The organism is Nocardioides xinjiangensis, from assembly GCF_017916455.1.
Taxonomy (GTDB): domain Bacteria; phylum Actinomycetota; class Actinomycetes; order Propionibacteriales; family Nocardioidaceae; genus Nocardioides; species Nocardioides xinjiangensis.
The window spans coordinates 300,338-326,348 of record NZ_JAFMSY010000001.1; the positions used below are offsets into that span (position 1 = coordinate 300,338).

General features: G+C 74.0%; 27 protein-coding genes. 11 read left to right on the plus strand and 16 right to left on the minus strand.

Annotated features, from left to right (window positions below):
- Window position 1 precedes the first annotated feature (1 nt).
- From J3P38_RS01440 to J3P38_RS01450, 3 genes are all read right to left on the minus strand, one after another.
- The gene (locus tag J3P38_RS01440; protein ID WP_210438079.1) at window positions 2–469 is read right to left on the minus strand and encodes an SAV_6107 family HEPN domain-containing protein; all 468 of its coding nucleotides are present in this window, start codon (window positions 467–469) and stop codon (window positions 2–4) included.
- Between the two features lie 11 nt (window positions 470–480).
- The gene (locus J3P38_RS01445) at window positions 481–795 is read right to left on the minus strand and encodes a DUF6504 family protein (RefSeq protein WP_210438081.1); all 315 of its coding nucleotides are present in this window, start codon (window positions 793–795) and stop codon (window positions 481–483) included.
- Window positions 796–1,011: 216 nt separating this feature from the next.
- Entirely contained in the window at window positions 1,012–1,479 is a 468-nt protein-coding gene (locus J3P38_RS01450) for a hypothetical protein (protein WP_210438083.1), read from the minus strand.
- 47 nt (window positions 1,480–1,526) lie between these two features.
- Between J3P38_RS01450 and J3P38_RS01455 the strand changes: the two genes are divergently transcribed.
- From J3P38_RS01455 to J3P38_RS01465, 3 genes are read left to right on the plus strand one after another with little or no spacing between them, the layout of a single operon-like run.
- A complete protein-coding gene (locus J3P38_RS01455) occupies window positions 1,527–2,000 on the plus strand; it encodes a YbaK/EbsC family protein (protein ID WP_210502469.1) in 474 nt (157 codons plus the stop codon).
- A gap of 34 nt (window positions 2,001–2,034) precedes the next feature.
- Window positions 2,035–2,622 carry a DUF4126 domain-containing protein gene (locus tag J3P38_RS01460; protein WP_210438087.1) on the plus strand — a complete coding sequence of 196 codons (588 nt, stop codon included), beginning with the start codon at window positions 2,035–2,037 and terminating at the stop codon, window positions 2,620–2,622.
- A gap of 9 nt (window positions 2,623–2,631) precedes the next feature.
- Window positions 2,632–3,942, plus strand: a complete 1,311-nt coding sequence (locus J3P38_RS01465) for a phytoene desaturase family protein (protein WP_210438089.1) — start codon at window positions 2,632–2,634, stop codon at window positions 3,940–3,942.
- Window positions 3,943–3,999: 57 nt separating this feature from the next.
- Here the strand turns inward: J3P38_RS01465 and metF are convergent, their stop codons facing one another.
- Window positions 4,000–4,890: a methylenetetrahydrofolate reductase [NAD(P)H] gene (metF, locus tag J3P38_RS01470; protein WP_210502470.1), complete on the minus strand. Its 891-nt coding sequence runs from the start codon at window positions 4,888–4,890 to the stop codon at window positions 4,000–4,002.
- A 64-nt stretch (window positions 4,891–4,954) separates the two neighbouring features.
- Here metF and J3P38_RS01475 point away from each other — a divergent pair, with 64 nt between their 5' ends.
- On the plus strand, window positions 4,955–6,028 hold the full coding sequence (locus J3P38_RS01475) for a polyprenyl synthetase family protein (RefSeq protein ID WP_307807637.1): 1,074 nt from the start codon (window positions 4,955–4,957) through the stop codon (window positions 6,026–6,028).
- 66 nt (window positions 6,029–6,094) lie between these two features.
- Here the strand turns inward: J3P38_RS01475 and J3P38_RS01480 are convergent, their stop codons facing one another.
- From J3P38_RS01480 to J3P38_RS01490, 3 genes are read right to left on the minus strand one after another with little or no spacing between them, the layout of a single operon-like run.
- A complete protein-coding gene (locus J3P38_RS01480) occupies window positions 6,095–6,529 on the minus strand; it encodes a barstar family protein (RefSeq protein ID WP_210502471.1) in 435 nt (144 codons plus the stop codon).
- Window positions 6,526–7,029, minus strand: a complete 504-nt coding sequence (locus J3P38_RS01485) for a ribonuclease domain-containing protein (protein ID WP_210502472.1) — start codon at window positions 7,027–7,029, stop codon at window positions 6,526–6,528. Before J3P38_RS01485 ends, J3P38_RS01480 begins: the two co-directional genes overlap by 4 nt.
- Window positions 7,029–7,400, minus strand: a complete 372-nt coding sequence (locus J3P38_RS01490) for an Rv2175c family DNA-binding protein (RefSeq protein ID WP_210502473.1) — start codon at window positions 7,398–7,400, stop codon at window positions 7,029–7,031. The genes J3P38_RS01485 and J3P38_RS01490 overlap by 1 nt, the downstream gene beginning before the upstream one ends.
- A gap of 103 nt (window positions 7,401–7,503) precedes the next feature.
- Between J3P38_RS01490 and J3P38_RS01495 the strand changes: the two genes are divergently transcribed.
- The 4 genes from J3P38_RS01495 to J3P38_RS01510 all read left to right on the plus strand — a co-directional run bounded on the left by J3P38_RS01495 (window position 7,504) and on the right by J3P38_RS01510 (window position 12,758).
- Complete coding sequence (locus J3P38_RS01495; protein WP_210438099.1) at window positions 7,504–8,304, plus strand: glycoside hydrolase family 16 protein; 801 nt, start codon at window positions 7,504–7,506, stop codon at window positions 8,302–8,304.
- Window positions 8,305–8,499: 195 nt separating this feature from the next.
- Window positions 8,500–10,599, plus strand: a complete 2,100-nt coding sequence (pknB, locus tag J3P38_RS01500; protein WP_210438101.1) for a Stk1 family PASTA domain-containing Ser/Thr kinase — start codon at window positions 8,500–8,502, stop codon at window positions 10,597–10,599.
- A 17-nt stretch (window positions 10,600–10,616) separates the two neighbouring features.
- Entirely contained in the window at window positions 10,617–11,516 is a 900-nt protein-coding gene (locus J3P38_RS01505) for a DMT family transporter (RefSeq protein ID WP_307807639.1), read from the plus strand.
- A gap of 519 nt (window positions 11,517–12,035) precedes the next feature.
- A complete protein-coding gene (locus tag J3P38_RS01510) occupies window positions 12,036–12,758 on the plus strand; it encodes an NADase-type glycan-binding domain-containing protein (RefSeq protein WP_210502474.1) in 723 nt (240 codons plus the stop codon).
- Here the strand turns inward: J3P38_RS01510 and J3P38_RS01515 are convergent.
- The 4 genes from J3P38_RS01515 to J3P38_RS01530 all read right to left on the minus strand — a co-directional run bounded on the left by J3P38_RS01515 (window position 12,736) and on the right by J3P38_RS01530 (window position 18,412).
- Window positions 12,736–13,737, minus strand: coding sequence for a threonine aldolase family protein (locus J3P38_RS01515; protein WP_210502475.1), 1,002 nt, complete (start codon window positions 13,735–13,737; stop codon window positions 12,736–12,738). The two genes, J3P38_RS01510 and J3P38_RS01515, sit on opposite strands and share 23 nt — an antisense overlap.
- Window positions 13,738–14,087: 350 nt before the next feature.
- On the minus strand, window positions 14,088–15,425 hold the full coding sequence (locus tag J3P38_RS01520) for a class II 3-deoxy-7-phosphoheptulonate synthase (RefSeq protein ID WP_210438106.1): 1,338 nt from the start codon (window positions 15,423–15,425) through the stop codon (window positions 14,088–14,090).
- A 98-nt stretch (window positions 15,426–15,523) separates the two neighbouring features.
- On the minus strand, window positions 15,524–16,885 hold the full coding sequence (locus J3P38_RS01525; RefSeq protein ID WP_210438108.1) for a metallophosphoesterase family protein: 1,362 nt from the start codon (window positions 16,883–16,885) through the stop codon (window positions 15,524–15,526).
- Between the two features lie 69 nt (window positions 16,886–16,954).
- Window positions 16,955–18,412, minus strand: coding sequence for an APC family permease (locus tag J3P38_RS01530; protein WP_210438110.1), 1,458 nt, complete (start codon window positions 18,410–18,412; stop codon window positions 16,955–16,957).
- A 190-nt stretch (window positions 18,413–18,602) separates the two neighbouring features.
- On the opposite strand from J3P38_RS01530, the gene J3P38_RS01535 reads away from it, so the two are divergent.
- Window positions 18,603–19,799 (plus strand): pyrophosphate--fructose-6-phosphate 1-phosphotransferase, encoded by a 1,197-nt coding sequence (locus tag J3P38_RS01535; protein ID WP_210438112.1) that lies wholly within the window; start codon window positions 18,603–18,605, stop codon window positions 19,797–19,799.
- A gap of 22 nt (window positions 19,800–19,821) precedes the next feature.
- Here the strand turns inward: J3P38_RS01535 and J3P38_RS01540 are convergent, their stop codons facing one another.
- Window positions 19,822–21,081, minus strand: a complete 1,260-nt coding sequence (locus J3P38_RS01540) for an MFS transporter (RefSeq protein ID WP_210438114.1) — start codon at window positions 21,079–21,081, stop codon at window positions 19,822–19,824.
- A 22-nt stretch (window positions 21,082–21,103) separates the two neighbouring features.
- Here J3P38_RS01540 and J3P38_RS01545 point away from each other — a divergent pair, with 22 nt between their 5' ends.
- Together J3P38_RS01545 and J3P38_RS01550 are read left to right on the plus strand one after the other, a co-directional pair.
- Window positions 21,104–21,955: a DUF1028 domain-containing protein gene (locus J3P38_RS01545; RefSeq protein ID WP_210438115.1), complete on the plus strand. Its 852-nt coding sequence runs from the start codon at window positions 21,104–21,106 to the stop codon at window positions 21,953–21,955.
- The gene (locus J3P38_RS01550) at window positions 21,952–23,421 is read left to right on the plus strand and encodes an FGGY family carbohydrate kinase (RefSeq protein WP_210438117.1); all 1,470 of its coding nucleotides are present in this window, start codon (window positions 21,952–21,954) and stop codon (window positions 23,419–23,421) included. Before J3P38_RS01545 ends, J3P38_RS01550 begins: the two co-directional genes overlap by 4 nt.
- Here J3P38_RS01550 and J3P38_RS01555 read toward each other — a convergent pair.
- The 4 genes from J3P38_RS01555 to J3P38_RS01570 are packed head-to-tail and all read right to left on the minus strand — an operon-like array spanning window position 23,418 to window position 26,011.
- Window positions 23,418–24,323, minus strand: a complete 906-nt coding sequence (locus J3P38_RS01555; protein ID WP_210438119.1) for a coiled-coil domain-containing protein — start codon at window positions 24,321–24,323, stop codon at window positions 23,418–23,420. The two genes, J3P38_RS01550 and J3P38_RS01555, sit on opposite strands and share 4 nt — an antisense overlap.
- A 9-nt stretch (window positions 24,324–24,332) precedes the next feature.
- Window positions 24,333–24,809 carry a GNAT family N-acetyltransferase gene (locus tag J3P38_RS01560; RefSeq protein WP_210438121.1) on the minus strand — a complete coding sequence of 159 codons (477 nt, stop codon included), beginning with the start codon at window positions 24,807–24,809 and terminating at the stop codon, window positions 24,333–24,335.
- Window positions 24,810–24,818: 9 nt separating this feature from the next.
- Window positions 24,819–25,463, minus strand: a complete 645-nt coding sequence (locus tag J3P38_RS01565) for a response regulator (RefSeq protein ID WP_210438123.1) — start codon at window positions 25,461–25,463, stop codon at window positions 24,819–24,821.
- Window positions 25,464–25,501: 38 nt separating this feature from the next.
- Window positions 25,502–26,011: a flavin reductase family protein gene (locus J3P38_RS01570; protein WP_210438125.1), complete on the minus strand. Its 510-nt coding sequence runs from the start codon at window positions 26,009–26,011 to the stop codon at window positions 25,502–25,504.

Here is a 26,011-nt window from a genome sequence, read left to right on the forward strand (position 1 = left end):
CTCAGGCCACGCTGGCGTGCGGGACGAGGCCCAACGCCTGCTCGACCACGGCCAGGAACCGGTCGGCGTCGCGCACGAGGTCGTCGGCCTCGCGCTCGGTCACCGCGCGGGTCGAGCCCGCCTCGGCCGCAGCCCGCTTCGCGGCACCCGCGGCGAAGAACGTCGCCCACTCGGAGAGCTCCGGCGCGACCTCGGCGAGCAGGACCCAGGCGTTCTTCTGCCGACGCGCGCGTGGCGCCGGGCGCGCCCGCGCCGCCAGCAGCGCGGCGGCCGCGCACAGGGCGGCGACGTGGGCACAGGCGTAGCGGGTCGGCACGTCGCGCGCGGTGATGGACTCCTGCAACGAGGTCGCCGACCGCTGGAGGTAGGAGTGGGCGGTGGCCGGGAGCAGGTGCGGGTGGGACGGAGGGTGGGACGGAGGGTGGGACGCGGGACGGGGTGCGGGGTGCGGACTGCGCGACGAGGTCATGGCGACCGCCCTCAGTCCAGGCAGCCGACGAGCTGCCAGCGCCCGTCGGACCAGTCGAAGGAGAGGTCGAACACGCCGTAGGACTCCTGCTCCTGGCCGGCGCGCAGGCCGCGGCCCGCCTCCACCCGCCACAGCTCGCGCTCGGCCACGAGGTCGGCGACCGGTCCGCCGCCCTGGTCCTCGGGACGCCCCTGCCACCACGGCCCGGTCTCCACCCAGTGGGCGACCACGGCCCGCACCTTCCACAGCCGGCCCCGCCACAGGAACTGGTCGGGGTCCTCCGCCTCGCCACGTCGCACCTCGACGGGGTCGTCGTACTGCCTCATCGCGCCTCCTCGCACAGTCGTCGACCCCGGGGCCGACCCGGCGGCGGGGGGGTCGAGGTCACCGCCGCCGGGTCGCATCGAACCTCTGTTCGAACACCGAGAACGGTACTACCCGCGACCGACACCGCGTCAAGGCCGCCGTGGGGGCGGGCCGACGGCGGGCTGACGAGACGGGCGCGCGAGGAGGCCGCGCGAGGAGGCGCCTGTCGCCGGCGCTCAGTGCCGTCGCAGGTAGTCCGTGGTCTCGCGCCGCCAGAGGAAGAACGAGAGCACGAGACCCTCGACGATCACCAGCGCCGAGAGCACGACGAAGATCGACGGGAGGTGGGAGTCCAGGCACACCACGCCGACCAGCACCCCGACGCCGGCCGTGGCGGTGAGCACGGGCCGGGTCCAGGCGTGCCCGCCGACGAAGAACGAGCCGAGCACCAGCACGAGAGCGGCGAAGCCGACGAAGGCCACCACCGACAGCGCGACGAACCCGGGCACGATCGGGCTGTCCCGCAGCAGCTCGATGCCGCCCTGGGCGAGGAGCTCCTGGGCCGACGGGTTGCCCTCGGCCCAGCCGAGGATCACCTCGTCGCGCATGAGCCAAGTCAGCAGCGTGATCACCGCCGCGGTCGCCACGATCAGGACCAGCACCCGCATGCTGTTGACCACCGACCCGGGCAGGTCACGCGCCATCTGGAATCCCCCTGAGACTCGTCGTCGTTCGTCGCTACGCTCGCATCATGTCGACGGAGCACGCGTCCATCACCTCATTTCGAGGCGACCTCGCCCGGCGCGGCGGCACGGGTGATGTGGTCATCCTGCCCGACAGCGCGCACACAGCGGCACTCGCCGCGGCGGCGCTCGGGTGCGAGGTCGGCGCCATCGCCAACAGCCTGCTCTTCGACGCCGACGGCGAGCCTGTCCTGATCCTGACCTCCGGCGCCCACCGCGTCGACACGTCGGCCGTCGCCGAGCGCATCGGCGTGGCCCGGCTCAGGCGCGCCGACCCCGACTTCGTGCGCCGGCACACGGGGCAGGTGATCGGTGGCGTCTCCCCCCTCGACCACCCCGCCCCGATCCGCACGTGGATCGACCCGTGGCTGCGCTGGCACGAGGTGGTGTGGGCCGCCGCCGGGCACCCGGCGGCGGTGTTCTCCACCACCTACGACGAGCTCGTGCGGATGACCGGCGCGGTCGAGGTGCAGGTCGACTGACGACGCACGCGAGGGAGTGGGGCGAGGTGGACCGATGGACGCGCTGGCACTGACCTTCTCGAGCGGCTGGGCGAGCGGGGTCAACGCCTACCTGGTGGTGCTCGTGCTCGGCATCGCGGACCGGCTGGGCCCGTTCGCCGACATCCCCGACGTGCTGGGCCGGTGGGACGTCCTGGCGGCGGCCGGCTTCCTCTACGCCATGGAGTTCGTCGCCGACAAGATCCCCTACGTCGACTCGACGTGGGACGCGGTCTCCACGGCGATCCGGCCCACGGCGGGCGCGGTCATCGGGGTCCTCCTCGCCGGTGACGCCTCGTCGCTCGACCAGGCCGTGCTCGGCGTCGTCGGCGGCGGCACCGCCCTGCTGAGCCACCTCGCGAAGGCCGGCGGCCGCCTGGCGATCAACGCCTCGCCGGAGCCGGCGTCCAACGTGCTGGCCAGCCTCACCGAGGACGCGGTGGTGCTCGGCGTGGTCTGGTTCTCCCTCGAGCACCCCCAGGCGGCCGCCGCGGTGGCGGGAGTCCTCCTGCTGCTCGGCCTCGTCGTGCTGCTCCTGGTCGGGCGGCTGGTCCGCCGGGGCTGGCGGCGGTGGCGGAGGGAGCCGGCCCGACAAGTCGCCTAGGGTTCCTCCGTGGCGCGTGTGGTGGTGGTCGGCGGCGGGTTCGGCGGGATGGCCGCGGCGGCCCGGCTGGCCCGGCTCGGGCACGACGTGACGCTCCTCGAGCGCTCCGACCGTCTGGGCGGCGCCCTGTCGACCGTCGAGCAGGACGGCTTCGCCTGGGACGCCGGCCCGACCAGCACGCTGCTCCCCGCGGTCGTGCGCGACCTGTTCCGGAAGTCCGGCCGGCCGCTCGAGCGTGAGATCGACCTCCGTCCGCTCGACCCCGTGCGCGAGCACCGCTTCGCCGACGGCTCGGTGCTCCGACTGCCCGGTGGCTCCCGAGCCGCCCAGCTCGAGGCGTTCGACACCCTGGGCGCGGGGCTCGGCCGCCAGTGGGTGGACCACGTCGCGTCGTACGGCGACACCTGGGAGCTGCTGCGCAAGGAGTGGTTCGAGCGGCCCTTCGACGACGACGTCGCTCCCCGGGAGCTCGTCGCGCTGCTCGGCCGCCGGGAGTCGCTGCACAGGCGGCTGCGCCGGGCCCTGCGCGACGAGCGGTTGCGGCTGGTCGCCGGGCACCGGCTGGTCATGGACGGCCACGACCTGCGCGAGGTGCCGGTCCTCGCCGGCGTCGAAATCTACCTCGAGCAGCGCTTCGGCTGCTGGACGGTCCCCGGCGGGCTCGCCGCGCTCGGCGTCGCGATGGCCGAGCGGCTGTCCCTGCGCGGGGTGACGACGCTGACCGGCACGGCCGCCACCGACCTCGTGGTCCGCGGCGGCCAGGTGGCGGCGGTGCAGACCGAGAGCGGTGCGGTGGACGCCGACCAGGTCGTGGTGGCGATCGACCCGCGTCGCCTGCCGACCCTGGCACCCCACGTCCGTCGCACCATGCCCGCCCTGCCGCCGGTGGTGTGCCACGTCGGGCTCGAGGGCGAGGTGCCCGACCTGCCGCACGAGGTGGTGCTCCACGGGGACCCGCTCCTGGTCGTGCGCACCGGAGGGCGCGCGCCGGCCGGCGGCGCGGCCTGGACCGTGCTGGCGCGTGGCCGCATCGCCGAGGACGTGCTGACGGCGCTCGCGCGGCACGGGCTCGACGTGCGCAGCCGGGTCGTCACGCGCGTCGACCGGTCGCCCCGCGAGCTCGTCGAGGAGTGGGGTGGCTCACCGCACGGGGTGCTCTGGCAGGGCCCTCGCACGGCCCGCAGCCGGCTCGGTCCGCGCACGCCCGTGGGTGGCGTGCTCGCCGCGGGGGCCCATGCGACCACCGGCTCCGGCCTGCCGTTCGCGGGCCTCAGCGCCGCGCTGGTGGCCGACCTGGTCGGACGCGCCGCACGTCGGTAGGTGCGCTCCCCACCCGTCGCCGCGGGCCGCCACCGGTGGTCGCCGTGGGACGACCGGTCAGACGGTGATGCGCAGGTTGGCGAAGATCTCACGCGTCGCCTTCGACCGGTTGAGCGTGTAGAAGTGCAGCCCGGGCGCCCCGGCGTCGAGCAGCGCGCGGCACAGCTCGGTCGCGATGGCGATGCCCTCGGCGCGCAGCCGCTGCGGGTCGTCGGCGTGCGGCTCGAGACGTGCCGTGACCTCCTCGGGCAGCCGGCGCCGGGAGAGCTCCACCATGCGCTCCATCGAGCGCAGGTTCAGGATCGGCATGATGCCCGGGATGATCGGGAGGTCCGCACCGACGGCCTCGGCCCGCTCGACGAGCGCGACGTAGTCGGAGGCGCGCAGCACCATCTCGGTGACCGCGAACTCGGCGCCCGCGTCGTACTTGGCCTTGAGGACCCGGGCGTCGTGGTCGAGGTCGGTGGCGTCGACGTGACCCTCGGGGAACGCCGCGACGCCGATCCGCATGTCCGCGCGCCGGCGGATCAGCGCGACCAGCTCGTTGGCGTAGGTGAGCCCACCGGCGGTGGGGGTCCAGGCGGCCCCGGGCCCGCCCGGCGGGTCGCCGCGCAACGCCATCACGTGCCGCACGCCCGCCTGGCTGAGGTCGTCGAGGATCGCGGAGAGCTCGTCGGTGGTGTGGCCGACGCACGTGAGGTGCGCGACCGGCAGGAGGGTGGTCTCACGGGCGATGCGCTCGGTGATCGCGACCGTGCGGTCCCGGGTCGTGCCTCCCGCGCCGTAGGTCACCGACACGAACGTCGGCCGGTAGGGCTCGAGCTCGGTGATGGCCTGCCAGAGCTGCTCCTCGCCTGCCTCGTCCTTGGGCGGGAAGAACTCGAAGGAGAAGGACCGTTCCCCCCGCTCGAGGAGCTCGCGCATGCTCAGCCCGCGTCCGGTCGTCATGGCCGCCAGCCTACGGAGCACCGCCGTGGCTGCGCGGCCCGTCCCACTGGCTAGGCTGCCCCGCGTGACGACCTGGGACCCCGCCGACTTCCGCGACCGGGTCCAGCAGGTGCTCGACGCGTTCCTCGACGAGCGCGCGGACGAGCTGCGCCCGCTCGGGCCCGACGCCGCGCGGCTCGTCACGGAGGCGCGTACGGCGCTGCGCGGGGGCAAGCGCTTCCGCGCGGCCTTCTGCCACTGGGGCTACCGCGCCGTGCGCCCCGAGGGGTCCGACGCCTCCTCCTGGGCGGCGCTGGCCCGCGCGTGCGCGTCGCTGGAGGTCCTGCACGCCAGCGCCCTGGTGCACGACGACCTGATGGACGCCTCCGACACCCGGCGCGGTCGCCCGGCGACGCACCGGGCGTTCGAGGCCGAGCACCGCGGCGCCGGGTGGCGCGGCGACCCCGAGCAGTACGGCGCTGCCGCCGCGATCCTGCTCGGCGACCTGCTGCTCGGCTGGTCCGGGGACCTCCTGCGCACCAGCGGCTTCGGCGTCGAGCAGGTCGCCTCCGGCCTGGCGATCTTCGAGCAGTGCCGCAGCGAGGTGATCGCCGGGCAGTTCCTCGACGTGTCGGTGCAGGCCCGCGGCCGCGCCGACGTCGACACCGCGATGACGGTGCTGCGCTACAAGTCCGCGAAGTACTCCATCGAGCGCCCGCTCCACATCGGCGCACGCCTCGCGGGGGCGACGCCGGTGCAGGTCGAGCAGCTGCGGCGCTTCGGGCTGCCGCTGGGCGAGGCCTTCCAGCTGCGCGACGACCTGCTGGGGGTCTTCGGCGACCCCGACGAGACCGGCAAGCCGGCCGGCGACGACCTGGTCGAGGGCAAGCGCACGGTGCTCGTGGCGCTGGCGCTCGACGCCGCACCGCCGGCCGCCGCCCGCCGCCTCGACGAGGCCCTCGGCACGCCGCTGGGTCCGGCCGACGTCGACGAGCTGCGCGGCATCATCGAGGACTCCGGCGCCCGGGCGCAGGTCGAGGACGTCATCGGCCGGCTCACCGACCGGGCCGTGGACTCACTGCGCGCGGCCGACGTCGACGACCGGGCGCGCGACGTGCTCGTCGAGCTGGCGGCCGCAGCGACGCAGCGGACCGTCTGAGCCGGGACACCGCCGTGGGACCCACCGCCCTGGGACACGCCGCGGCGGAGCGCGGCGAGGCACCGCTCAGTCGAGGCTGGTGAGGCCCGGCACCGTGGGACCCTCCCCGCGCAGCAGCACCGTGAAGGGCACGCCCCGCTCGTCGTTGACCCGTGAGCCGAGCACGCTGAGCGCGATGCTGAAGGACCGCTCGTCCTCGCGGGCGAGGGTGGCCCAGCCGTCCCACAGCAGGACCACCCCGTCCCGGCCGCTGCCGATGTCGTGGAGGCAGTCGGCGAGCGCGTCGAAGTTCCGGCCGTACCAGGCCGGGAAGTCCAGCGCCTCGCCCACCGCTGCGAGGAACGCCGGCTTGCTGCCGGCTCGCGTCCAGCCGTCGACGTACCCGAACGCCCACCCGGCGTGCTCCACGGCGTGGCGTACGTCGGCCACGTCGAAGGCGCCGTGCCACAGGTGGATGCCCGGTGCCTCGCGACCCGCCAGGACGGCCGCCAGTCCGCTCACGGCTCCCCCGCGATGCGCGAGAACGAGCTGTAGTGGTCGTCGGTCCAGTACAGCTCGCCGCCCGCCCCGGCGACGATCCGCCGGGCGCCCCGGTCGTCGGAGCCCGGGGTGGGCACCGTGTACTCCCGGTAGTAGCCGGACGGCCGGTCGGGGAGCAGGGCCTCGCGGTTGTAGAAGGTGCCGCCGTCGTGATCGGGCTCCGGGAAGGGTCCACCGGCGTCGATGAGGTCGACGGTCTCCGCGGCCTCGGGGGGCAGGTCGGCGAGGTCGACGAGCGGCAGCCCGCTGGCGGGGTCGGTGTCCTGCCGCACCGGCGTGCGGGTCCGGCTGGGCTCGTCCGAGGGCGCGGACGTCCAGTCGGACGTCGTGCCCCCGCCCCCGCTCGGCTGGGGGTCGTCCTGGTCCACCGGGACGAAGAACCAGGCCAGCAGGATGACCGCCGCGGCGAGGAGCACCAGCAGCCGGTAGCGCTGGCGACCGGTCGTCGCCGCGGCGGCCATCAGTACTCCAGCACCTGGGCGCGGCGCTTGACCTCGCTGCCGCGGTTCTCGCGCAGCGCGTCGATGGGACGGCCCGGCAGGTCGTCGTCGGTGAACAGCCACGCGATGCACTCGCGGTCGTCGAACCGGTGGTCGTGCAGCAGCGTCAGCAGGCCGGGCAGTCCCTTGACCACCACGCCGTCCTGGATGAAGTCGGCGGGCACCTTGGGGCCGCCGCCGGGCACCGGGACGGCTGCCGCGAGCTCGTGGTCGCGGATCATCGTGCGCACCTTGCCCGGCGTCACGCCGAGGCGCTCGGCGGCCTGGTTCCAGTCGAGCCACTCGGGGACGAGGGCGGTGAGGTCGCGCTCGGCAAGGGGGACGTCACTCATGGCCGCAGCCTAGGTGAGGGGGCGGTGGCACCGGGAGTCGAGCCGGTCCCCGCGCACGCCGCCGGAGTTGTCGGCCCGGCGGCCGGTCCGTAGCGTGTCCTGGATGCACCCCCTCAAGTCCGTCCTCGCCGCGGCCCTGGTGGGCCTCATGGCCTTCACGCTCTCGCCTGTGGTCGCCCCGGCGGCGGCCGACCACTACGACGGCGCTCCCGGCCCCGTCCACGCCGGCAACACCTTCGGCTGGTACCAGCACGGGGTGTTTCGCCAGGAGTTCATCGGCCCCAAGCCGGCGTACTGGAAGAAGCGCGGCCGCGGCGTCGTCCGCACGCAGAACGGCATGCTCACGCTGATGAGCACCAAGCGCGGCAGCGTGTCGGCCACCCTGGACCTGCCCGGCCACACCTACGGCCGCTGGGAGATCCGGATGCGCGCACGGACGATGTCCCGCGTCGAGGGCGGCAAGCCGTTCAAGGTGGTCACCGAGCTCGTCCCCGGGGGCACCCGCGACCAGCACTGCGGCGGCCGCGACATCGGCATCGAGAACTTCACCCTCGGCACGAACACCGTGAAGTCCTACGTCCACACGCTGCCCGACCGCTCCTACCGCGGGTTCCTCGGCCGCCACCTCCGCAACGACCGGTGGCACACCTACGCCGTGGAGGTGGCGAAGGACCACGTCTCCTGGTTCGTCGACGCGCACGTCATCCACACCGAGCGTCGCAAGGCGGCGCTCGACCCCGTGCCGCGGCAGCTGAAGTTCGAGCTGCGCGCCAAGGACGGCGCGACCATGGACCCGGCGCGGATGCAGATGGACTGGATGCGCTACTGGACGATGCGCGCCCCCAACGAGCGGTCCATCAAGGCCCCCCAGCTCGAGCTCAGCACCTTCAACGGCGCCTGCTGACCGGCGCCGCCGGGCCGGGGCTGGGGCTCACCCGGCGCCACGCCGGGGCGCCGCCTGAGCGTGGCTGCCGGCGCTGCTTCCGTACGATGATCGGGCCGGACCCTTCCCCGCTCGTTCCCCGTCCGGCACGGAGGTCGATCAGTGGAGCCACCCGAGCACGCCCGCGCAGCCGTGTCAGGGGCTGCCGGCGACCCCATGATCGGGCGGCTGCTCGATCGGCGCTACCGGATCCTCGCCCGCGTGGCGCGCGGTGGCATGGCGAGCGTCTACGAGGCCACCGACACCCGGCTCGACCGCACCGTCGCCGTCAAGGTGATGCATCCGGGTCTCGGTGACGACCAGGACTTCGCGCAGCGGTTCGTGCGCGAGGCCCGCGCGGCGGCCCGGTTGAACCACCCCCACGTCGTCGGGGTGTACGACCAAGGCGACGACACCTCGGACGGCACCGACACCGTCTTCCTCGTGATGGAGCACGTCCCGGGCCACACGCTGCGCGACGTCGTCCGCAAGGAGTCGCCGATGCCCCCGGGGCGGGCCGTGGCCCTGCTCGAGCCGGTCGTCTCGGCGCTGGCCGCGGCCCACCGGGCCGGCCTGGTGCACCGCGACGTCAAGCCGGAGAACGTGCTCATCGCCGACGAGGCCCACGGCGGCCGGGTGAAGGTCGCCGACTTCGGTCTCGCCAAGGCGGTCAGCGCCGACACCCAGCACACCGCGACGGGCGGCGTGCTCATCGGCACCGTCTCCTACCTCGCCCCCGAGCTCGTCGTCGACGGCCGGGCCGACGCACGCGCCGACGTGTACGCCGCAGGCGTCGTGCTCTACGAGCTGCTGACCGGCGCGAAGCCGCACGAGGGCGAGTCGCCGATCCAGGTGGCCTACCGCCACGTGCACCACGACGTGCCGATGCCCTCGCTCCTCGAGCCCGGCATCCCCGACTACGTCGACGCCCTCGTCGCCCGCGCCACCTCGCGCGACCGCGACCAGCGTCCCGCCGACGCCACCGTCCTGTTGCACCACCTCCACCGCGTCCAGCAGGCACTGCGCGAGGGCCTCGCGTCCGACCCGGAGCTGGCCGCCGACCTGCTCCCCCGGCGTGCGCCGGTGGCGCAGGAGGCCGAGCACGCGACCGCCGAGGACACGACCCCCGAGCCCTTCGACGCCGGGGCGCTGGCGCTGCTGACCGAGGTCGACCCCCGCGACTCGGGCCTGGTCGACGACGGCAGTCCCGACCGGACGACGGCGCTGGAACGCCATCCCGCGGCCGCAGCGCCCGTCGGCGGTCCGGTGACCGAGCCGATGCGCACGACCCTCCCCCCGGCCGCTCCGCCCGCAACCCCTGCCCGCGAGCGTGCGGGGGCCGGCCGGACGCCGACGCCCGCGGCGCCGGTGACGACGACCGCGCGACGACGTTCCCGCCGCGGACCCGTCGCGCTGGTGCTGGCCGTCCTGCTCGCCGCCGGCATCGGGCTCGGCGCCTACTGGTTCGGGTGGGAGCGCTACACGACCACGCCCGCCGTGCTGGGGCTGGACGAGTCCGCCGCGAACGCCGCGCTGGAGGACGCCGGCCTGCAGGCCGAGGCGGGCGAGCCGGCGTACTCGGAGAACGTGGCCCCCGGCCTCGTCATCGGGACCGACCCCGGCCCAGGCGACAATGTGCTCGACGGCGGCACCGTCACGCTGACGCTCTCCCTGGGGCCCGAGCGCTACGACGTCCCGCAGCTGCGCGGGCAGACGGAGGACCAGGCGCAGGACTCGCTCGCCGCGACCAACCTCGCGTTCGGCGAGAGCACCGGTCGCTGGAGCGAGACGGTGCCGGAGGGGCAGGTCATCCGTTCCCGGCCCGCGGCCGGCACCACGCTCAAGCCGGGCGCCAGCATCGACCTCGTGCTCAGCAAGGGCCGCCGGCCCATCGAGGTCGAGGACTGGACGGGCCGGTCCTACGACGCCGCCGAGGCGGCACTCGGGCGGCGCCTCGACGTGACGGTGTCCGGCGAGGAGCACAGCGACAGCGTCCCCGAGGGCGCGATCATCTCGCAGGACCCCCCTGCCGGCACCACGCTCTTCCGCGGCGACACCGTGTCGTTCGTGGTCTCGCTCGGCCCCGAGCTCGTGGAGGTGCCGCGGGTGCGCGCCATGGGCGTCGAGGCCGCCACCGACCTGCTCCAGGGCCTCGGCTTCGAGGTCCGCACCGAGGAGGCCGAGAACTACCTCGGACTGGGCTTCGTCTTCAGCTCGGACCCGGGCCAGGGCGAGCAGGTCGCGAAGGGCTCGACGATCACGCTGTTCCTCATCTGAGGTCCTAGCCTTCGTCCGTGCACAGCGAGCAGACCCGGCGTACGACCCTGCTCGCGTCCGCCGCCCTCCTCGCGCTGGCCGCGTGCTGGGGGTCGACGTTCTTCATGATCAAGGACCTGCTCGACCGCGTGCCGACGCTGGACTTCCTGGCCGTCCGGTTCGGCATCGCCGCGCTCGTGCTCGTGGCGGTGGCGCCGCGGGCGCTCGGCCGGCTCTCCCCGGTGGTGCGGCGGCACGCGGTGGTCCTCGGCGCGCTCTACGGGGTGGCGCAGATCCTCCAGACCGCCGGGCTGGCGCACACGCCGGCCAGCGTCAGCGGCTTCGTCACCGGGCTGTACGTCGTCTGCACGCCGCTCCTGGCCGCCGCGATCCTCCGTACCCGGATCCCGCCGGTGACCTGGGTCGCGGTCACCCTGGCCACGGCCGGGCTCGCCGTGCTCGCGCTCGACGGCTTCAGCATCGGCTACGGCGAGCTCGTCACGCTGACCTCCGCCGTCCTCTACGCGCTGCACATCGTCGGGCTCGGGGCGTGGTCGACCGCCCAGGACGCCGTCGGGATGACCATCCTGCAGATCATCGTGATCGCCGTCGTCTGCACCCTGGCGACCGCGCACGACGGGATCGTCCTGCCCGACCGGGCCGGCGACTGGGCGTCCGTGGCCTACATGGCCGTCGTCGTCGGTGCCCTCGGACTGCTCGGACAGACCTGGGCGCAGGCGCACCTGACGCCCACCCGGAGCGCGATCATCATGAGCATGGAGCCGGTGTTCGCCTCCTTCTTCGCCGTCTGGCTGGGCGGCGAGGACCTCACCACGCGGCTGCTGCTCGGCGGCGCGATGGTGCTCGTCGCGATGCTGACGGTCGAGCTCGCGCCGCGGCGCCCGGTCGAGGGCGAGGTCGCGCACATCGCCGTGTGAGCCGGCGCGGATGCCGCTTCCCCCGCGCGGTCGTGGCGGAGCCCCTATCGTGGCTGCGTGGACAGGTGCGTGGCGTGCGGGGCCGAGCTCGGCGTGGGCCGGTTCTGCCTCAACTGCGGGCACCCGATCGGCACACCGGCACCCACGTCGCCGGCGGCACCTGCCCCCTCGACCGATGCGGGGCCGGCGCCCCGGGGCGCCGAGCACCCGCCGATCGCCCCGCCGGTGCAGGCCGCCGACCCCACGCCCATCCCTCCGGCCGCCCGGTCCGGTCGGCCCGGTCGGACTGCCCGGTCGCGTGGGGCTGCCCCGTCCGGCCGGTCCGCGCCGTCCGGTCGGTCGTCCGGCCGCGCCGCGCCGTCCGGCCGGTCGGCCCCGTCCGCTCCGCCCGGCACCCGCGAGCGAGCGGATCCTCCACCCGGACCCGAGCCGACCGCTGCGCCGGCCTCGCGCCCGGCTGCGGCATCCCGCCCGCCGCGCCGGGAGTGGGACCCGCGCGAGGAGCTGCTGCCCTACGAGGTGGTCGACGACCCCGACGTCGACGCCCCGATCCGCGGTCGTGCCTGGATCGCCTGGGTGGGCGGCGCGGTGCTGCTGGTAGGCCTGGTCGTCGCGCTGCTGCGGATCCTCGGCTCCGACGGCGGGGACGCCGCCGACTTCTCCGGAGGCGACCCGGGCGGCGCGGGTCAGGAGCCCGCCCGGGCCACCGGGGCCGGCGAGGGCGGCGGGGCCGAAGGCTCCGGGACGGCCTCCGGCGTCGGGCGTCTGCGCGAGCTGGTCCCGGGTGCGACCTTCGAGGTGCCCGGCACCGCTCTCCCGACGACCGACCTCGACGGCGCCCTGGTGACCTACGGCGCCGCGCGGATGGGCGACGGAGACCCGGCCACGGCGTGGCGGGTCCCCGGCGACGCCACCGGGCAGACCGTCACCATCACGCTCCCCCGGCCTGCTGTCGTCACCCGCGTGGGCATCATCAACGGCTACGCCAAGCAGGTCGCGGGTGTCGACTGGTACCTCAACAACCGCCGCATCCTCGCTGCGACGTGGGGCTTCGACGACGGCACGACCGTGGAGCAGACGTTCGTGCAACGTCCGGCGGTGCAGCGACTGCAGGTGCCGCCGGTGGAGACCACGGCCCTGACCCTCACGCTCACCGCCGTCACGCCGCCCGGCACCGGCGACCTCGGCCGCGACTACACCGCGATCAGCGAGGTCTCCGTCACCGGGCGGCGAGCCGGCTGAGCACGACGGCGGCGCGCTCGGCGTCGCCCCGCGTCACGTCGAGGTGCGTCACGAGGCGTACGGTCCGAGGACCCACCGCGGCGATCCGGACGCCCTCCTCGGCGGCCCCCGCCACGAAGGCCGCGGCGTCGGGACGCTCGACCACGACGATGTTGGTGTCGACACCGGCCGGATCCACCCCGACCGCCTCGCCGAGGAGCCGGGCGTGAGCGTGGTCGTCGGCCAGCCGCTCGACGTGGTGGTCGAGGGCGTACGCCCCGGCCGCCGCGAGCACGCCGACCTGGCGCATCCCGCCGCCCATCCGCTTGCGCCGTACCCGCGCCTCGGCGATGGCGTCGGCCGAGCCGACCATCAATGAGCCGACCGGGGCTCCGAGGCCCTTGGACAGGCACACCGCGAGCACGTCGGCGATCCGGCCGTAGTCGGCGAACGGCGTCCCGGTCGCCACGTGGCCGTTCCAGATGCGGGCGCCGTCGAGGTGGACCCGCGTGCCCGTGTCGTCCGCCCACGCGCGCAGCGCGCGCAGGTCGTCGACCGGCAGGACCGCACCGCCCGCGAAGTTGTGGGTGTTCTCGACCGACACCGCAGCCGTGCGCACGAAGAACGGGCCCATGTCGGGCGCGTGCATCGCGTCGATCGCGGTCAGGTCGACCTGCCCGCGCGGACCCGTCCAGGTCCGCATGGTGAGGCCGGTGATCGCCCCGTGGGCGCCGAGCTCGGCGCGGGCGATGTGCGCCGAGGACTCGCACAGCACCTCCTCGCCCGGGGCGACGAGGCTCGCCACGGCCAGGACGTTCGCCATCGACCCGGTCGGGGTGAACAGGGCCGCCTCGTGCCCGAACATCGCGGCCACCCGCTCCTCGAGCGCCGCGACGGTCGGGTCCTCGCCGTAGACGTCGTCGCCGACCTCCGCGCGGGCCATCGCCTCGCGCATCGCGTCGGTCGGGCGGGTGAGGGTGTCGGAGCGCAGGTCGATCACCCGCAGAACCTACCCGCACCGCTCGCGCAGGCGTCGAGCGGTGCGTGAGGCATGTTTCCGCGGGTCAGAACCTGCACCACTCACCGCCCGGACGGGCGCTGCGTAGAACGCACGCACCAGCGGTGCGTGAGGCACGTTCTCGTGCGCCAGAACCTGCACCACTCACCGCCCGGACGGGCGCTGCGTACGACGCACCCACCAGCGGTGCGTGAGGCAGGTTTGCGCGGGTCAGAACCTGCACCACTCACCGCCCCGGCCGGACCGGCGTACAACCCACGCACCAGCGGTGCGTGAGGCAGGTTCTCGCCCGCCAGAACCTGCACCACCCACCGCCCGGACGAGGCAGAAGGTCAGGCCTTGCGCAGCATCTCGGCGACGAGGAACGCGAGCTCGAGCGACTGCACACGGTTGAGGCGCGGGTCGCAGACCGACTCGTAGCGATGGGCCAGGCCCACCTCGTCGATCTCCTCGCCGCCGCCGACGCACTCGGTGACGTCGTCGCCGGTGAGCTCGACGTGGACGCCGCCGGGCCACGTGCCCAGGCTGCGGTGCACGTCGAAGAAGCCCTGCACCTCGTCGATGACGTCGTCGAAGCGGCGGGTCTTGTAGCCGGAGGACGCCTCGAAGGTGTTGCCGTGCATCGGGTCGCACACCCAGGCGACGTTGAGGCCCTCGGCGGTGACCTTCTCGACGAGCGCCGGCAGGCCGTCGCGGATCTTCCCGGCGCCGAAGCGGGTGATGAAGGTCAGCCGGCCCGGCGTGTTGTCGGGGTTGAGCCGCGCCGCGTAGGCGAGAGCGTCGTCCGGCGTCGTGGTCGGGCCCAGCTTGATGCCGATGGGGTTCTTGATCCGCGACAGGAGCTCGACGTGCGGGCCGTCGAGCTGGCGGGTGCGCTCGCCGATCCACACGAAGTGCGCGGACACGTTGTAGGGCAGGTCGGTCCGCGAGTCGATGCGGGTGAGCGCCTGCTCGTACTCCAGCAGCAGCGCCTCGTGGCTGGAGTGGAAGTCGACGCGGTGGAACTCGTCGGGGTCGGCGCCGATGGCCTTCATGAACGTGAGCGCGCGCTCGATCTCGTCGGCCATCGCCTCGTAGCGCTGGCCGAACGGCGAGCTCTGCACGAAGTCGGTGTTCCAGGTGTGCACCTGGCGCAGGTCGGCGTAGCCGCCGGTCACGAAGGCGCGGACGAGGTTCAGCGTCGCGGCCGAGGAGTTGTAGACCTCCACGAGCCGCTGCGGGTCCGGGATGCGCGCCTCGGGCGTGAAGTCGTAGCCGTTGACGGCGTCGCCGCGGTACGCCGGCAGGGTCACGCCGTCGCGGGTCTCCTCGTCGGAGCTGCGCGGCTTGGCGTACTGCCCCGCGAGGCGGCCGAGCTTCACGACCGGCACCGAGGCGGCGTAGGTCAGCACGACGGCCATCTGGAGCAGCACCCGCAGCTTGTTGCGGACGTTGTCGGCGGTGACGCCGGCGAAGGTCTCGGCGCAGTCACCGCCCTGGAGCAGGAACGCCTCGCCGCGCGTGACCGCGGCGATCTTGGCGGTGAGGTCGTCGCACTCGCCCGCGAACACGAGAGGCGGCGCAGTCCTCAGCCGGGCCACGGCGGCGTCGACCGCCCCCGCGTCGGGGTAGGTCGGCTGCTGCTTCGGTCCGAGCGCGTGCAGCTGCTCGAGGGTGGGGATGGCACTCACCCGACAAGGGTACGGCGGCCGGGCCGTCGCGCCCGAACCCTGACCGACCCCTGAACGCCGACGACGGACCGGGTGCCCACCCGGCGGGGACGGCACGCTCAGTCGCGCGGTGCCAGCACACCGGCGGCGTCGGTCACGCGGAGCCCCCCGTCGCGGGTGCGACTGGCGACGAGGGTGCCGGTGACGACGGAGGCGTCCGGGTAGCTGAGGTGTCCTGGCGCGCCCTGGGTGGAGGTGGTCCACAGCCGGTCGTCGAAGCCGACCTCCCCGCGGAACTGGTGGTTCTCCAGGACCAGCTCGTCGGCCGTGGCCTGCCCGACGACGTACGACGCCTCGCCCCGGTAGAACAGCGAGCCGTGCGACACCTGGAGCACGCCGTCGCGCTGGTGGACGGTCTGGTCGTGCACCTCCCCGCTCAGGTAGACGTCGACGCCGCCCTCGACCATCGCCCGCCAGAGCTCGGAGCGCATGCCGCCCTCGTAGATGAGGCTGCTGGAGTTGCGGGTGCGGACGTCGCCCGTCATCGGGACGTGGCCCTGCACCACCACCCAGGGCACCTCGTCGCGACGGGCCTGGCGCAGCACCCGGCGCAGCCACCGCAGCTGCTCGGCGTCGACCGACACGTGCAGGTCGTTCCCGCGACGCTCGAAGACGTCGATCGTCACCAGGAGGACGTCGCGGTCGAGGCGCACGGCGTAGGCCGTGTGCCTCGCCGGCCCGCGGCGCGGCCGCTGCGGGAAGCGGTGCCGGCCGCGCGCGTTCCGCAGGACGTGGTCGACGTAGAGCCGCTTGAACTCGGGGACGTGGCGACGCTTGAAGTCGACCCAGGCTGTCCGGCGCCGCGAGCGCCACGGGTCGTCGCCGACCTCGTGGTCGCCGACGGCGGTGTACGTCGTGAGGCCCCGGTCGGTGAACCGCTGCAGCCAGGCCGGGTAGTAGACCGCGGCGGCGCGCCGGTAGGCCCGCAGCCGCTGCGCCGGCGTGCGCACGGGGCCGAAGACACCGGTGCGCGAGTCGTCGCGCCCCCAGCGGCCCTCGACGAGGTCGCCCGCGACGAGGACGTCGTCGGTGCCGTGCCCGGCCATCTCGTCGATGACGTGGTCGAGCGCGGCCTCGTAGTCGGCGTTGGTGGAGTTGGCGACCTCCCCGGTGGCCGCCACGACGTAGGTGCGTCGACCGCCGGCCGTGAGGTCGGCGACGTCCTGGTTGAGGAAGTCGGGCGCGGAGACGAAGCGGTAGGCGCCGGTCAGCTCGGGCGCGGGAGCCACGGCCGGGCGGTCACGCGGCCCGTGCCCGCCCTGCGGCACCCTCCAGTCGGGCTGCGGCACGTCGGGCGTCGCCGCCGGGTGCTCGCCCGCGGGTGTGGCGCCTGCCGACGGCGCGGGCGGGGTGGCCGTCGAGCAGCCGAGGGCGGAGGCGGTCAGCACCGCCACCGCCGGCCCGAGACGTCGTCGTGTCACCCGGCCAACCGTAGACGGACGGCCCGACGGACGCGGGAGCCCACCCGACGTGTCGACGCGCACGCCGCGTCAGCGGACGTCGTCCTCCATGTGGTCGATGTCGCGGAAGCCGGTCTTCTTCGCCCGGACCCCGCGGTTCGTCAGCCAGGTGAGGGCCCAGAGCACGATGCCCACGGCCAGCAGTCCCGCGGCGATCTTGTACTGCACCATGTCGGCCTCGAGGCGCGCCCACGGCCCCAGGAGGTAGGCGCAGCACAGCGCTCCCACGACCGGCAGGAACGACGGTGCGCGGAAGGCGCCCTCGGGGGCCGGGTCGCGACGCAGGACGAGGCAGGCGACGTTGACGATGGTGAAGACGGCGAGCAGCAGCAGGGCGGTCGTGCCCGAGAGCGCCACGACCACCGAGGACTCCGCCTCGAGCGTGACCAGGGTGATCAGTCCCAGCGCCAGCAGCGTGGTGAAGACGATCGCCGTCCAGGGCGAGCGGCGCCCCGGCAGGACCTTGCTCAGCGAGCGCGGCAGCACGTCCTGCTTGGCCATGCCGTAGACGAGCCGGCTCGCCATCAACATGTTGATGAGCGCGGTGTTGGCGACGGCGAAGACGGTCAGGAACGGGAAGATGGTGTCGATGGGCAGGTCGGGCGAGCCCACCTTGACCACGTCGAGCAGGATGCCCGCCTCGGCGTTGGTCGGCTCGGCGATCTGGCCGGGCGGGATGACGGCCACGACCGAGATGGCCACCAGCATGTAGATCACCACGGCGATGCCGAGCCCGGTGAACATCGTTCGCGGGAAGATCCGCCGCGGGTCCTTGGTCTCCTCGACCATGTTGACGGAGTCCTCGAAGCCGACCATCGAGAAGAACGCGATGGCGGTGGCGATGGTGACCGCCATGAACAGGCCCTTGTCGTCGGGGCTCTCGAAGACGGTGATCCGACCCAGGTCGCCCTCGCCGCGGCCGATCACCCACAGGCCGATGAGGATCACGATGGCCAGCGCGAGCATCTCCACGATCGTCAGCAGCACGTTGAACTTCACGCTCTCGCCGACGCCGCGCAGGTTGATCGCGGCCAGCACGAGCATGAACACGAGCGCCGTGACGAGCGTCGCGGCCGTGCTGGGCTCGTCGTTGCCGAAGCCGATCAGCAGGTTGGCGGCCAGCAGGTTCGAGGAGGTGGACGCGCTCGTGATGCCCGAGCACACGACCGTGAAGGCGACGAGGAAGGTGACGAAGTGGAGCCCGAACGCCTTGTGCGTGTAGAGCGCGGCGCCGGCGGCCTGCGGGTACTTGGTGACCAGCTCGAGGTAGGAGAAGGCGGTGACCGTCGCGATGGCGAAGGCCACGAGGAACGGCAGCCACGCGATGCCACCGACCTCGCCGGCGAGCTTGCCAGTGACGGCGTACACGCCCGCCCCGAGGATGTCGCCGACGATGAAGAGCAGGAGCAGCTTGGGCCCGAGCACGCGCTTGAGGTCGGCGTCCTTCGGCCCGTCGAGGTCCTGGTGCGTGGCTTCCGTCGCGCTCATCGAGACTCCCCTCGTCCGGTCCGTGCCCTGCACGGCGTCTCCTCACAATGGCCCTGCTGGCTGGCCGAGGCAACCACTGCCCCGTCCCCTCAACGCCGTGGCGGCGCGCGGGTCACGTCCCGGCGGTGGACGGGCGTCCACCGCTCGTCGGCTTTGATCGTTCCAAGCACCCGCCACTACCCTGCTGGGCATGCCGAAGCGTGTTGCGCTCCTGACCGCGGGCGGGTACGCCCCCTGCCTCTCCTCCGCCGTGGGCGCGCTCATCGAGACCTACGACGCGACCGACCCGGACATCGAGCTGATCGCCTACCGGCACGGCTACCACGGCCTGCTGACCGGCAGCAGCGTCACCATCGGCGCCGACGAGCGGGCCGGCGCGGCGCTGCTCCACCGCTACGGCGGCAGCCCGATCGGCAACAGCCGGGTCAAGCTGACCAACGACGCGGACTGCCGGCGCCGCGGGCTGATCGGTGAGGGCGAGACCGCCCTCGAGGTCGCCGCCGCCCGGCTGCAGGCCGACGGCGTGGACGTGCTGCACACCATCGGCGGCGACGACACCAACACGGCCGCTGCCGACCTGGCGGCGTACCTCGCCACCCAGGGCTCGGAGCTGACCGTCGTCGGGCTGCCCAAGACCATCGACAACGACATCGTCCCGATCCGGCAGAGCCTGGGGGCGCTGACCGCCGCGGAGCAGGCGTCGCGGTTCGCGCGCAACGTCCTGGCCGAGCACGGCTCGAACCCGCGGATGCTCATCGTGCACGAGGTGATGGGCCGCGCCAGCGGCTGGCTGACCGCGGCGGCGGCGCGCGACTACATGGCCTGGCACGCCGAGCAGGAGTGGCTGCCCGGCATCGGGCTCGACCCGCGCAGGTGGGCGATCCACGCGGTGTACGTCCCGGAGATCGCCATCGACCTCGCGGCCGAGGCGGCCCGGCTGCGGGCGGTGATGGACGAGATCGGCTGCATCAACATCTTCCTGGCCGAGGGTGCCGGCATCGACGACATCGTCGCCGACCTCGAGGCGGCCGGCGAGACCGTGGGGCGCGACCCCTTCGGCCACGTCAAGATCGACACCATCAACCCCGGGCGCTACTTCGCCGACCGCTTCTCCGAGGCCATCGGCGCGGAGAAGACGATGGTGCAGAAGTCGGGCTACTTCTCCCGCTCGGCGCCGGCCAACGACGCCGACCTCGCGCTGATCCGCGAGATGGCCGAGCTGGCCGTGCGGTCGGCGCTCGAGGGCCGCCCGGGCGTCATCGGGCACGACGAGGACCGCGGTGACGAGCTGCGCGCGATCGAGTTCGAGCGCATCGCCGGGCACAAGCCGTTCGACCCGACCCAGGAGTGGTTCACCCGGCTGCGGGCCGCCACCGGCCAGGCCTGACCCGCACGCCCCGCCGCCGCGCTCAGGCGGAGGCGTCGTCGGCCGACGGCTCCGCCTGAGGCACCCGGTGGGTGACGCGGAGACCGGCCGCGGGCAGGACCTTCGGGAGGGTCTGGAGGTACGCCGCCCCGGCGAGGGCGAGGACCGCCAGCACCCACCACAGCGTCGTCTCACCCCGGTCGAGCAGCCACGTGTAGGCGACCGGCGTCACCGCCCCGCCGATGCCCCAGCTGAGCTGGAACAGTCCGAGGTAGCGACCGCGGAGGTGGTCGGGGGCGGCCTCCGCCGCCGTCGCGCTGAACACGGGGCTGCCGACCAGCTCACCGCCGGTGTAGACCGCCGCGGCGACCAGCATGACCACGACGGCGAGCCACACCGGCAGCCAGCCGGCCACGACGAACATCGCGTAGCTCGCCACGAACACCACCTGCGCCAGCCCCATCATCCGGGCACGGACCTGCCCGGTCATGCGGCGTACGACGAGACCCTGCCCGAGCCCCACGAGCGCGGTGTTGAGGGTGAAGATCGCGCCGACCACCCAGCCCGGCAGGTCGATGTTCTCCGCGACGTACACCGGAAGCGCGAAGTTCAGCACCATCATCCCCGCCACGAAGCCGAACTGGCCCAGCACGAGCCGGAGGTAGGGCCGGTCGCGCAGCACGACGCCCCAGCCCTCCACCGGCGCGTCGTCGTCGCGCGCGACGCGGTGGTCGGGCACGTCGAGCAGCAGCACGAAGGCGACGACGAACGTGGCGACGTTGGCGACCACGACCGACCGGAACGCGGTGTCGGTCCCGACCTGCAGGGCGACGCCCGCCAGGACGCCGCCGACGGAGTAGCCGAGGTTGCGCACCGCCTGCAGGAACCCGAACCACAGCTCGCGCTCGCCCGGCGCCGAGATGGCGGTGACGACGTTGCCGAAGGACCCCCAGAACGACTGGCGACCCAGGTTGAGCAGCGCGGTCCACAGCGCGACCGCCAGCAACGAGTCGGCCCAGAGGTAGGCGACCATCCCGGCCGCCTGCAGCAGATTTCCCGCGAGCATCATCCGGCGGGGGCCGAACCGGTCGACCAGGCTGCCGATGACGAACGCCCCGGGCATGGTCAGCAGCGCCGAGATGGACAGCGCCGAGCCGACCTGCACCAGGGTGAGGTCGGTCATCGCGAGGAAGTAGAGCAGCGTGATCGGCATGAAGAGCCCGCTGCCCACGGTGTCGGCCACGATGGCCGTGACGAACCTGCGGTGCTCCCCCACGCGGGGGAATCCGAGTCGGGTCAGCACGTGCTCACACTAGGGTCGGGGCATGACGTTCTCGATCGTGGCCCGGTCCGATGACGGTGACTCCTGGGGAGTCGCCGTCGCCTCCAAGTTCCTGGCCGTGGGGTCGGCCGTCCCGGCGGCAGCCGCCGGGGTCGGCGCGATCGCCACGCAGGCCGACGCGAACCTCGCGTACAAGTACCTCGGGCTGGCCCACCTCGACGAGGGCGCCACCGCCCAGGTCGCCCTGGACCGCCTGGTCGAGGAGGACGAGGGGCGCGACCACCGGCAGGTCGGGATCGTCGACTCCGACGGCAACGCGGCCACGTGGACCGGCTCCCAGTGCTTCGCGTGGGCGGGCGGCGTGACCGGCCGCAGCGGCGAGCGCGGCGGCTACGCCATCCAGGGCAACATCCTCACCGGCCCCGAGGTCGTGGAGGCGATGGAGGCGGCCTGGCTGGCGTCCGCCGGGCAGCCCGTCGAGCGGCGCCTGCTCGCCGCGCTCACCGCCGGCGACGAGGCCGGTGGCGACAGCCGCGGGCGTCAGTCGGCGGCGCTGCTGGTGGTCCGTGACGGGGCCGGCTACGGCGGCCACGACGACGTCGCCGTCGACCTCCGCGTGGACGACCACGCCGCGCCGGTCACCGAGCTCGCGCGCTTGGTGGACCTCAACGAGCTCTACCTGACGGCGTCGACGGACGAGGAGAAGGTGCCCGTCGACGACGCGCTGATGATGGAGCTGGAGTCCCTGGCGAAGGCCGAGGGCAAGGAGAGCTTCCACATGTGGGTCGGCTCGGAGAACTACGAGATGCGGGTGGACTCCGGGGCCCGGCCGGCGTGGATCGACCGCCGCATCCTCGACATCATCCGTGGGGGCGGCGAGGACGGCCGCCGGTGAGCGTCCTGGCCATCGACGCCGGCACCACGGGCGTGACGGCGGTGGTGGTCACCGAGGACGGCCGCATCCGGGCCACGGGCTACCAGGAGTTCCGCCAGCACTTCCCCCGCCCCGGCTGGGTCGAGCACTCCCCGGAGGAGATCTGGCAGGCCACGCTCGAGGCCACCCGCGAGGTCCTCGGCAAGGTCGACCAGTCCGAGCTGACCGCGCTCGGCATCACCAACCAGCGTGAGACGGTCGTGCTGTGGGACCGGGAGACGCTCGGCTCGCCCCGCCGCGCCATCGTGTGGCAGGACCGGCGCAGCGCCGACATCTGCGAGCGACTGCGGTCCGAGGACCACGAGGACCGGGTCGCCGAGCTCACCGGGCTCCGGCTGGACCCCTACTTCTCCGGCACCAAGTTGATGTGGCTCGCCGAGCACGAGCCGCACACGTGGGCGCTGGTGCAGTCGGGACGCTACGCCGTGGGCACCGTGGACTCCTACCTCGTCGCCCGGATGACCCGCGGCACCTGGCACGTCACCGACGTGTCCAACGCCTGCCGCACCCTGCTCCTCGACCTCGCGACCGGGGACTGGTCCGACGAGCTGTGCGGCCTCTTCGGGGTGCCCCGCGACGCGCTGCCCGAGCTGGTGCCCAACTGGGGCGAGGTGGCGCCGACCGACCCGGCGGTGTTCCTCGGGCTGTCGCTGCCGATCGCCGGCATCGCCGGCGACCAGCAGTCGGCGCTGTTCGGGCAGACCTGCTTCGACGAGGGCGAGTCCAAGTGCACCTACGGCACCGGCTCGTTCATCCTGACCAACACCGGCGACCGCGTGGTCCGCAGCGGCGCCGGCCTGCTGTCCACCGCGGCGTGGCGCTCCCCCGACGGCGACATGACCTACGCGCTCGAGGGTGCGATCTTCGTGACCGGCTCGGCGGTGCAGTGGCTGCGCGACGGGCTGCAGGTCGTCGGCAGCGCGGCCGAGACGGCGGCGATCGCGGCCACCGTCGACGACACCGACGGCGTGGTGTTCGTGCCCGCCCTGACCGGCCTGGGCGCGCCGCACTGGGACCCGCACGCGCGCGGCACGATCATCGGCATCACCCGCGGCACGACCCGCGCGCACCTCGTGCGCGCGACCTTGGAGGCCATCGCCTTCGAGGTCCGTGACGTCGTGGAGACCCTCCCGGAGCTCTCCACCCTGCGGGTCGACGGCGGCGCGGCGGCCAACGACCTGCTCTGCCAGGTGCAGGCCGACCAGGTCGGCCGGGCCGTCGAGCGCCCGGAGATCGTGGAGACCACGGCGCTGGGCGCCGCGTTCCTGGCCGGCCTCGGCACGGGCGTGTGGGACTCCACGGACGACCTGCGTGACACCTGGTCGCTGGAGCGCCGGTTCGAGCCCGGCGGCGACCGCGCCGCGCTCGACGCGTCGTACGACCGCTGGCGGGACGCGGTCGAGCGCTCGAAGGGCTGGGCGGGCTAGAGCCGCTCCCGCGCCTCCCGGGCCGCCTCGACGGCGGCACGCGCCTCCTCCACCGCCTCCCCGGCCTCGGCCTCCTCGGCCTCGGCCTGGGCGAGGTCCTCGTCGACCTCCTCCAACGTGTCCTCGAGCGCGGCGATCCGGCTGCGCAGCTCGTCGATCTCGGACTGGATCTGCAGCGTCCTGGCCTGCAGCTTCTCCACCGCCCGGCGCGCGGCGCGCTGCTCCTTCTCGCTCTCCTTCAGCGCGGCCCTGGCGTCGGCGAGCCGCTCGTCCGCGGCGGCGCGGGCCTTCTCCTCGGCGTCCGGGTCGGGTACGACGCGCAGTTGGGGACGCGCGCTCGGCCCGGGTGCGGCGGCGGGCCGGGCCTTCGCGCTGAACCCGAGCGCGTCCGGCACCGCGACGGCCCCGCTGAGGTCGAGGTCACCGAGGCCGGTCGCCGCGATCGAGGTCACCAGGAGCCCGCTGCGCACCGCCTTGGCCGCGTCGGGATCGAGCATCGCGGCGGTCAGGGTCGCCTCGACCTGCTCGGCCACCGACTCGGTGGTGCGCACCCCCTCCTCGCGTGCCAGCCGGCGAGCGGCCGTGGTGACCGATGCGGTCAGCTGGCGGCGCTGCTTGGTGAACTCCCGCAGCTGGGCGGCGTCGAGGTTCTCCTGGGCCTCCCGCAGGGCCTCCCCGACCGCGAGCACCTGGTCGACCTGCTCGGGGTCGCGGCGCACCAGCAGGTTGACCACCCACGCAGCGACCGACGCCTTGCGCAGGCCCTTGATCGCGGCGCTGAGCGGCTTGTCGGCCTTGTGCTCCTTGGCGGCCGCGTCGCGCGCCGGCGTGAAGTCCGCGAGCGGCAGCGCGTAGAGGTCGTCGGCGATCTCCAGCAGCGGGTCGGACCTCGAGTCGGACATGGGGCGATCCTAGGGAGCGTCCGGCGCGGCGTACTCGACCTCGGTCGGGTACGGCGGCCACGGGCACTCCTGGGTGACGCCGCTCGGCGCCCAGCCGAGTGACTCGTAGAGGGCGCGTGCCCCGGTGTTGGCCTCGAGCACCCACAGCCGACGCGCGCCGGCGGCCTCGGCGCGCGCGAAGCCGGCCCGGCCCAGCCCGGTCCGCCAGTGGTCGGGGCGGACGGCTAGGTGCCGCAGGGTGGCGCCGTCGTGGGCGGCGAGCGCCACCAGCCCGCGGTCGTCCTCGACCACCTCCACGAGCACCGACGGGTCGTCGAGCAGCAGCACCCACCGCGCGAGGACGTCGTCGTCGGGGTAGGGCAGGTCGCCGAAGACGTGGGCCAGCCCGGCCCGGCTCGCGGCCCGCTCGAGGTCGCGCAGCGCGACGGCGTCGGCGGCGGTGGCGCGCCGCCACCCCCAGCGCGTCCCCGGTCCCGTGTGCGTCATGCGCCGACGTCACCCACCGTCGTCGAGGCCGTGCTCGATCGCCCAGCGGGTCAGCTGCACCCGGTTGTTCATCTGCAGCTTGCGCAGGGTGTTCTGCACGTGGTTCTGCACCGTGCGGTGCGACAGCACGAGCCGGGCGGCGATCTGCTTGTAGCTCATCCCGGTCGCGACCATCTTGAGGATCTCGGTCTCCCGCTCGGTGAGCTGGTCGCGCGGGTCGTCGGCGGGACCGTCCGCGATCCGCCGGAACTCACCCAGCACGAGCCCGGCGAGTCCGGGGGTGAAGACGGTGTCGCCGTCGGCCACGCGGGTGACCGCGCTGACGAGCTCGGCGCTCGAGGCGGACTTCACCAGGTAGCCCGTGGCGCCGGCCTTCACCGCGTCCAGCACGTCGTCCTGCTCGCCGCTGGCCGACAGGATCAGGACCCGGGCCGCGGGGTCGTGCTCGAGCATCATGCTCGTCACCTGGACGCCGCTGTGGTCCGGCAGCTGCAGGTCGAGCACCACCACCTGCGGTGCCGCCGCGGGGAACCGCGCCATCGCCTCGCGTCCGTTGGACGCGACCCCGACCACCTCGTGCCCGGCCGCCTGCAGGTCGCGCTCGACCGCGTCACGCCACATCGGGTGGTCGTCGACCACCATCACCCTCACCATGACCGTTCCCCCTTCCGAGACGGGGGAAGCGTAGACCCCTAGCCTGCCGGGGGCACGAAGCGTCCGCGCCGGTGCACCAGGGGCTCGTGCTCGTCCCCGACGACCAGCTGGTCGAGCCGGCACGTCACCAGCCGGGACCAGCCCACCTCGACGTCCGCCTCGACCTCCACCGCCGCCCACGTGGCGGCATGCGCGAGGCGCGGGCCGTGGGGCGTCGTGGTCCACCCGGCCATCCGCCACGGGCCTCCGGGGGCGGGTGTCGTCCCCGCGAAGGCCTCGGCCAGCCCGCGGTCCGCCCACGACAGCAGCTGCACCACGCCGCGTCCGGTCCCGAGCAGGGCCTCGGTGAGGTCGGCGTCGGGGTCGAGGAGACCGAGCAGCCGGCCGGGCGCCCCCGCCGCCACCATCCACGACGTCACCGTCAGGCCGGCCCGCGACGCGTCCGGACCGCCGGCGGTCCACAGGGACACCGCGCCGCCCAGCCGCCCGCGCAGGCGGCGGACGGGGTCGTCGGGAGTAGGGAACGGGTGGCCGGTGTGGATGGTCAC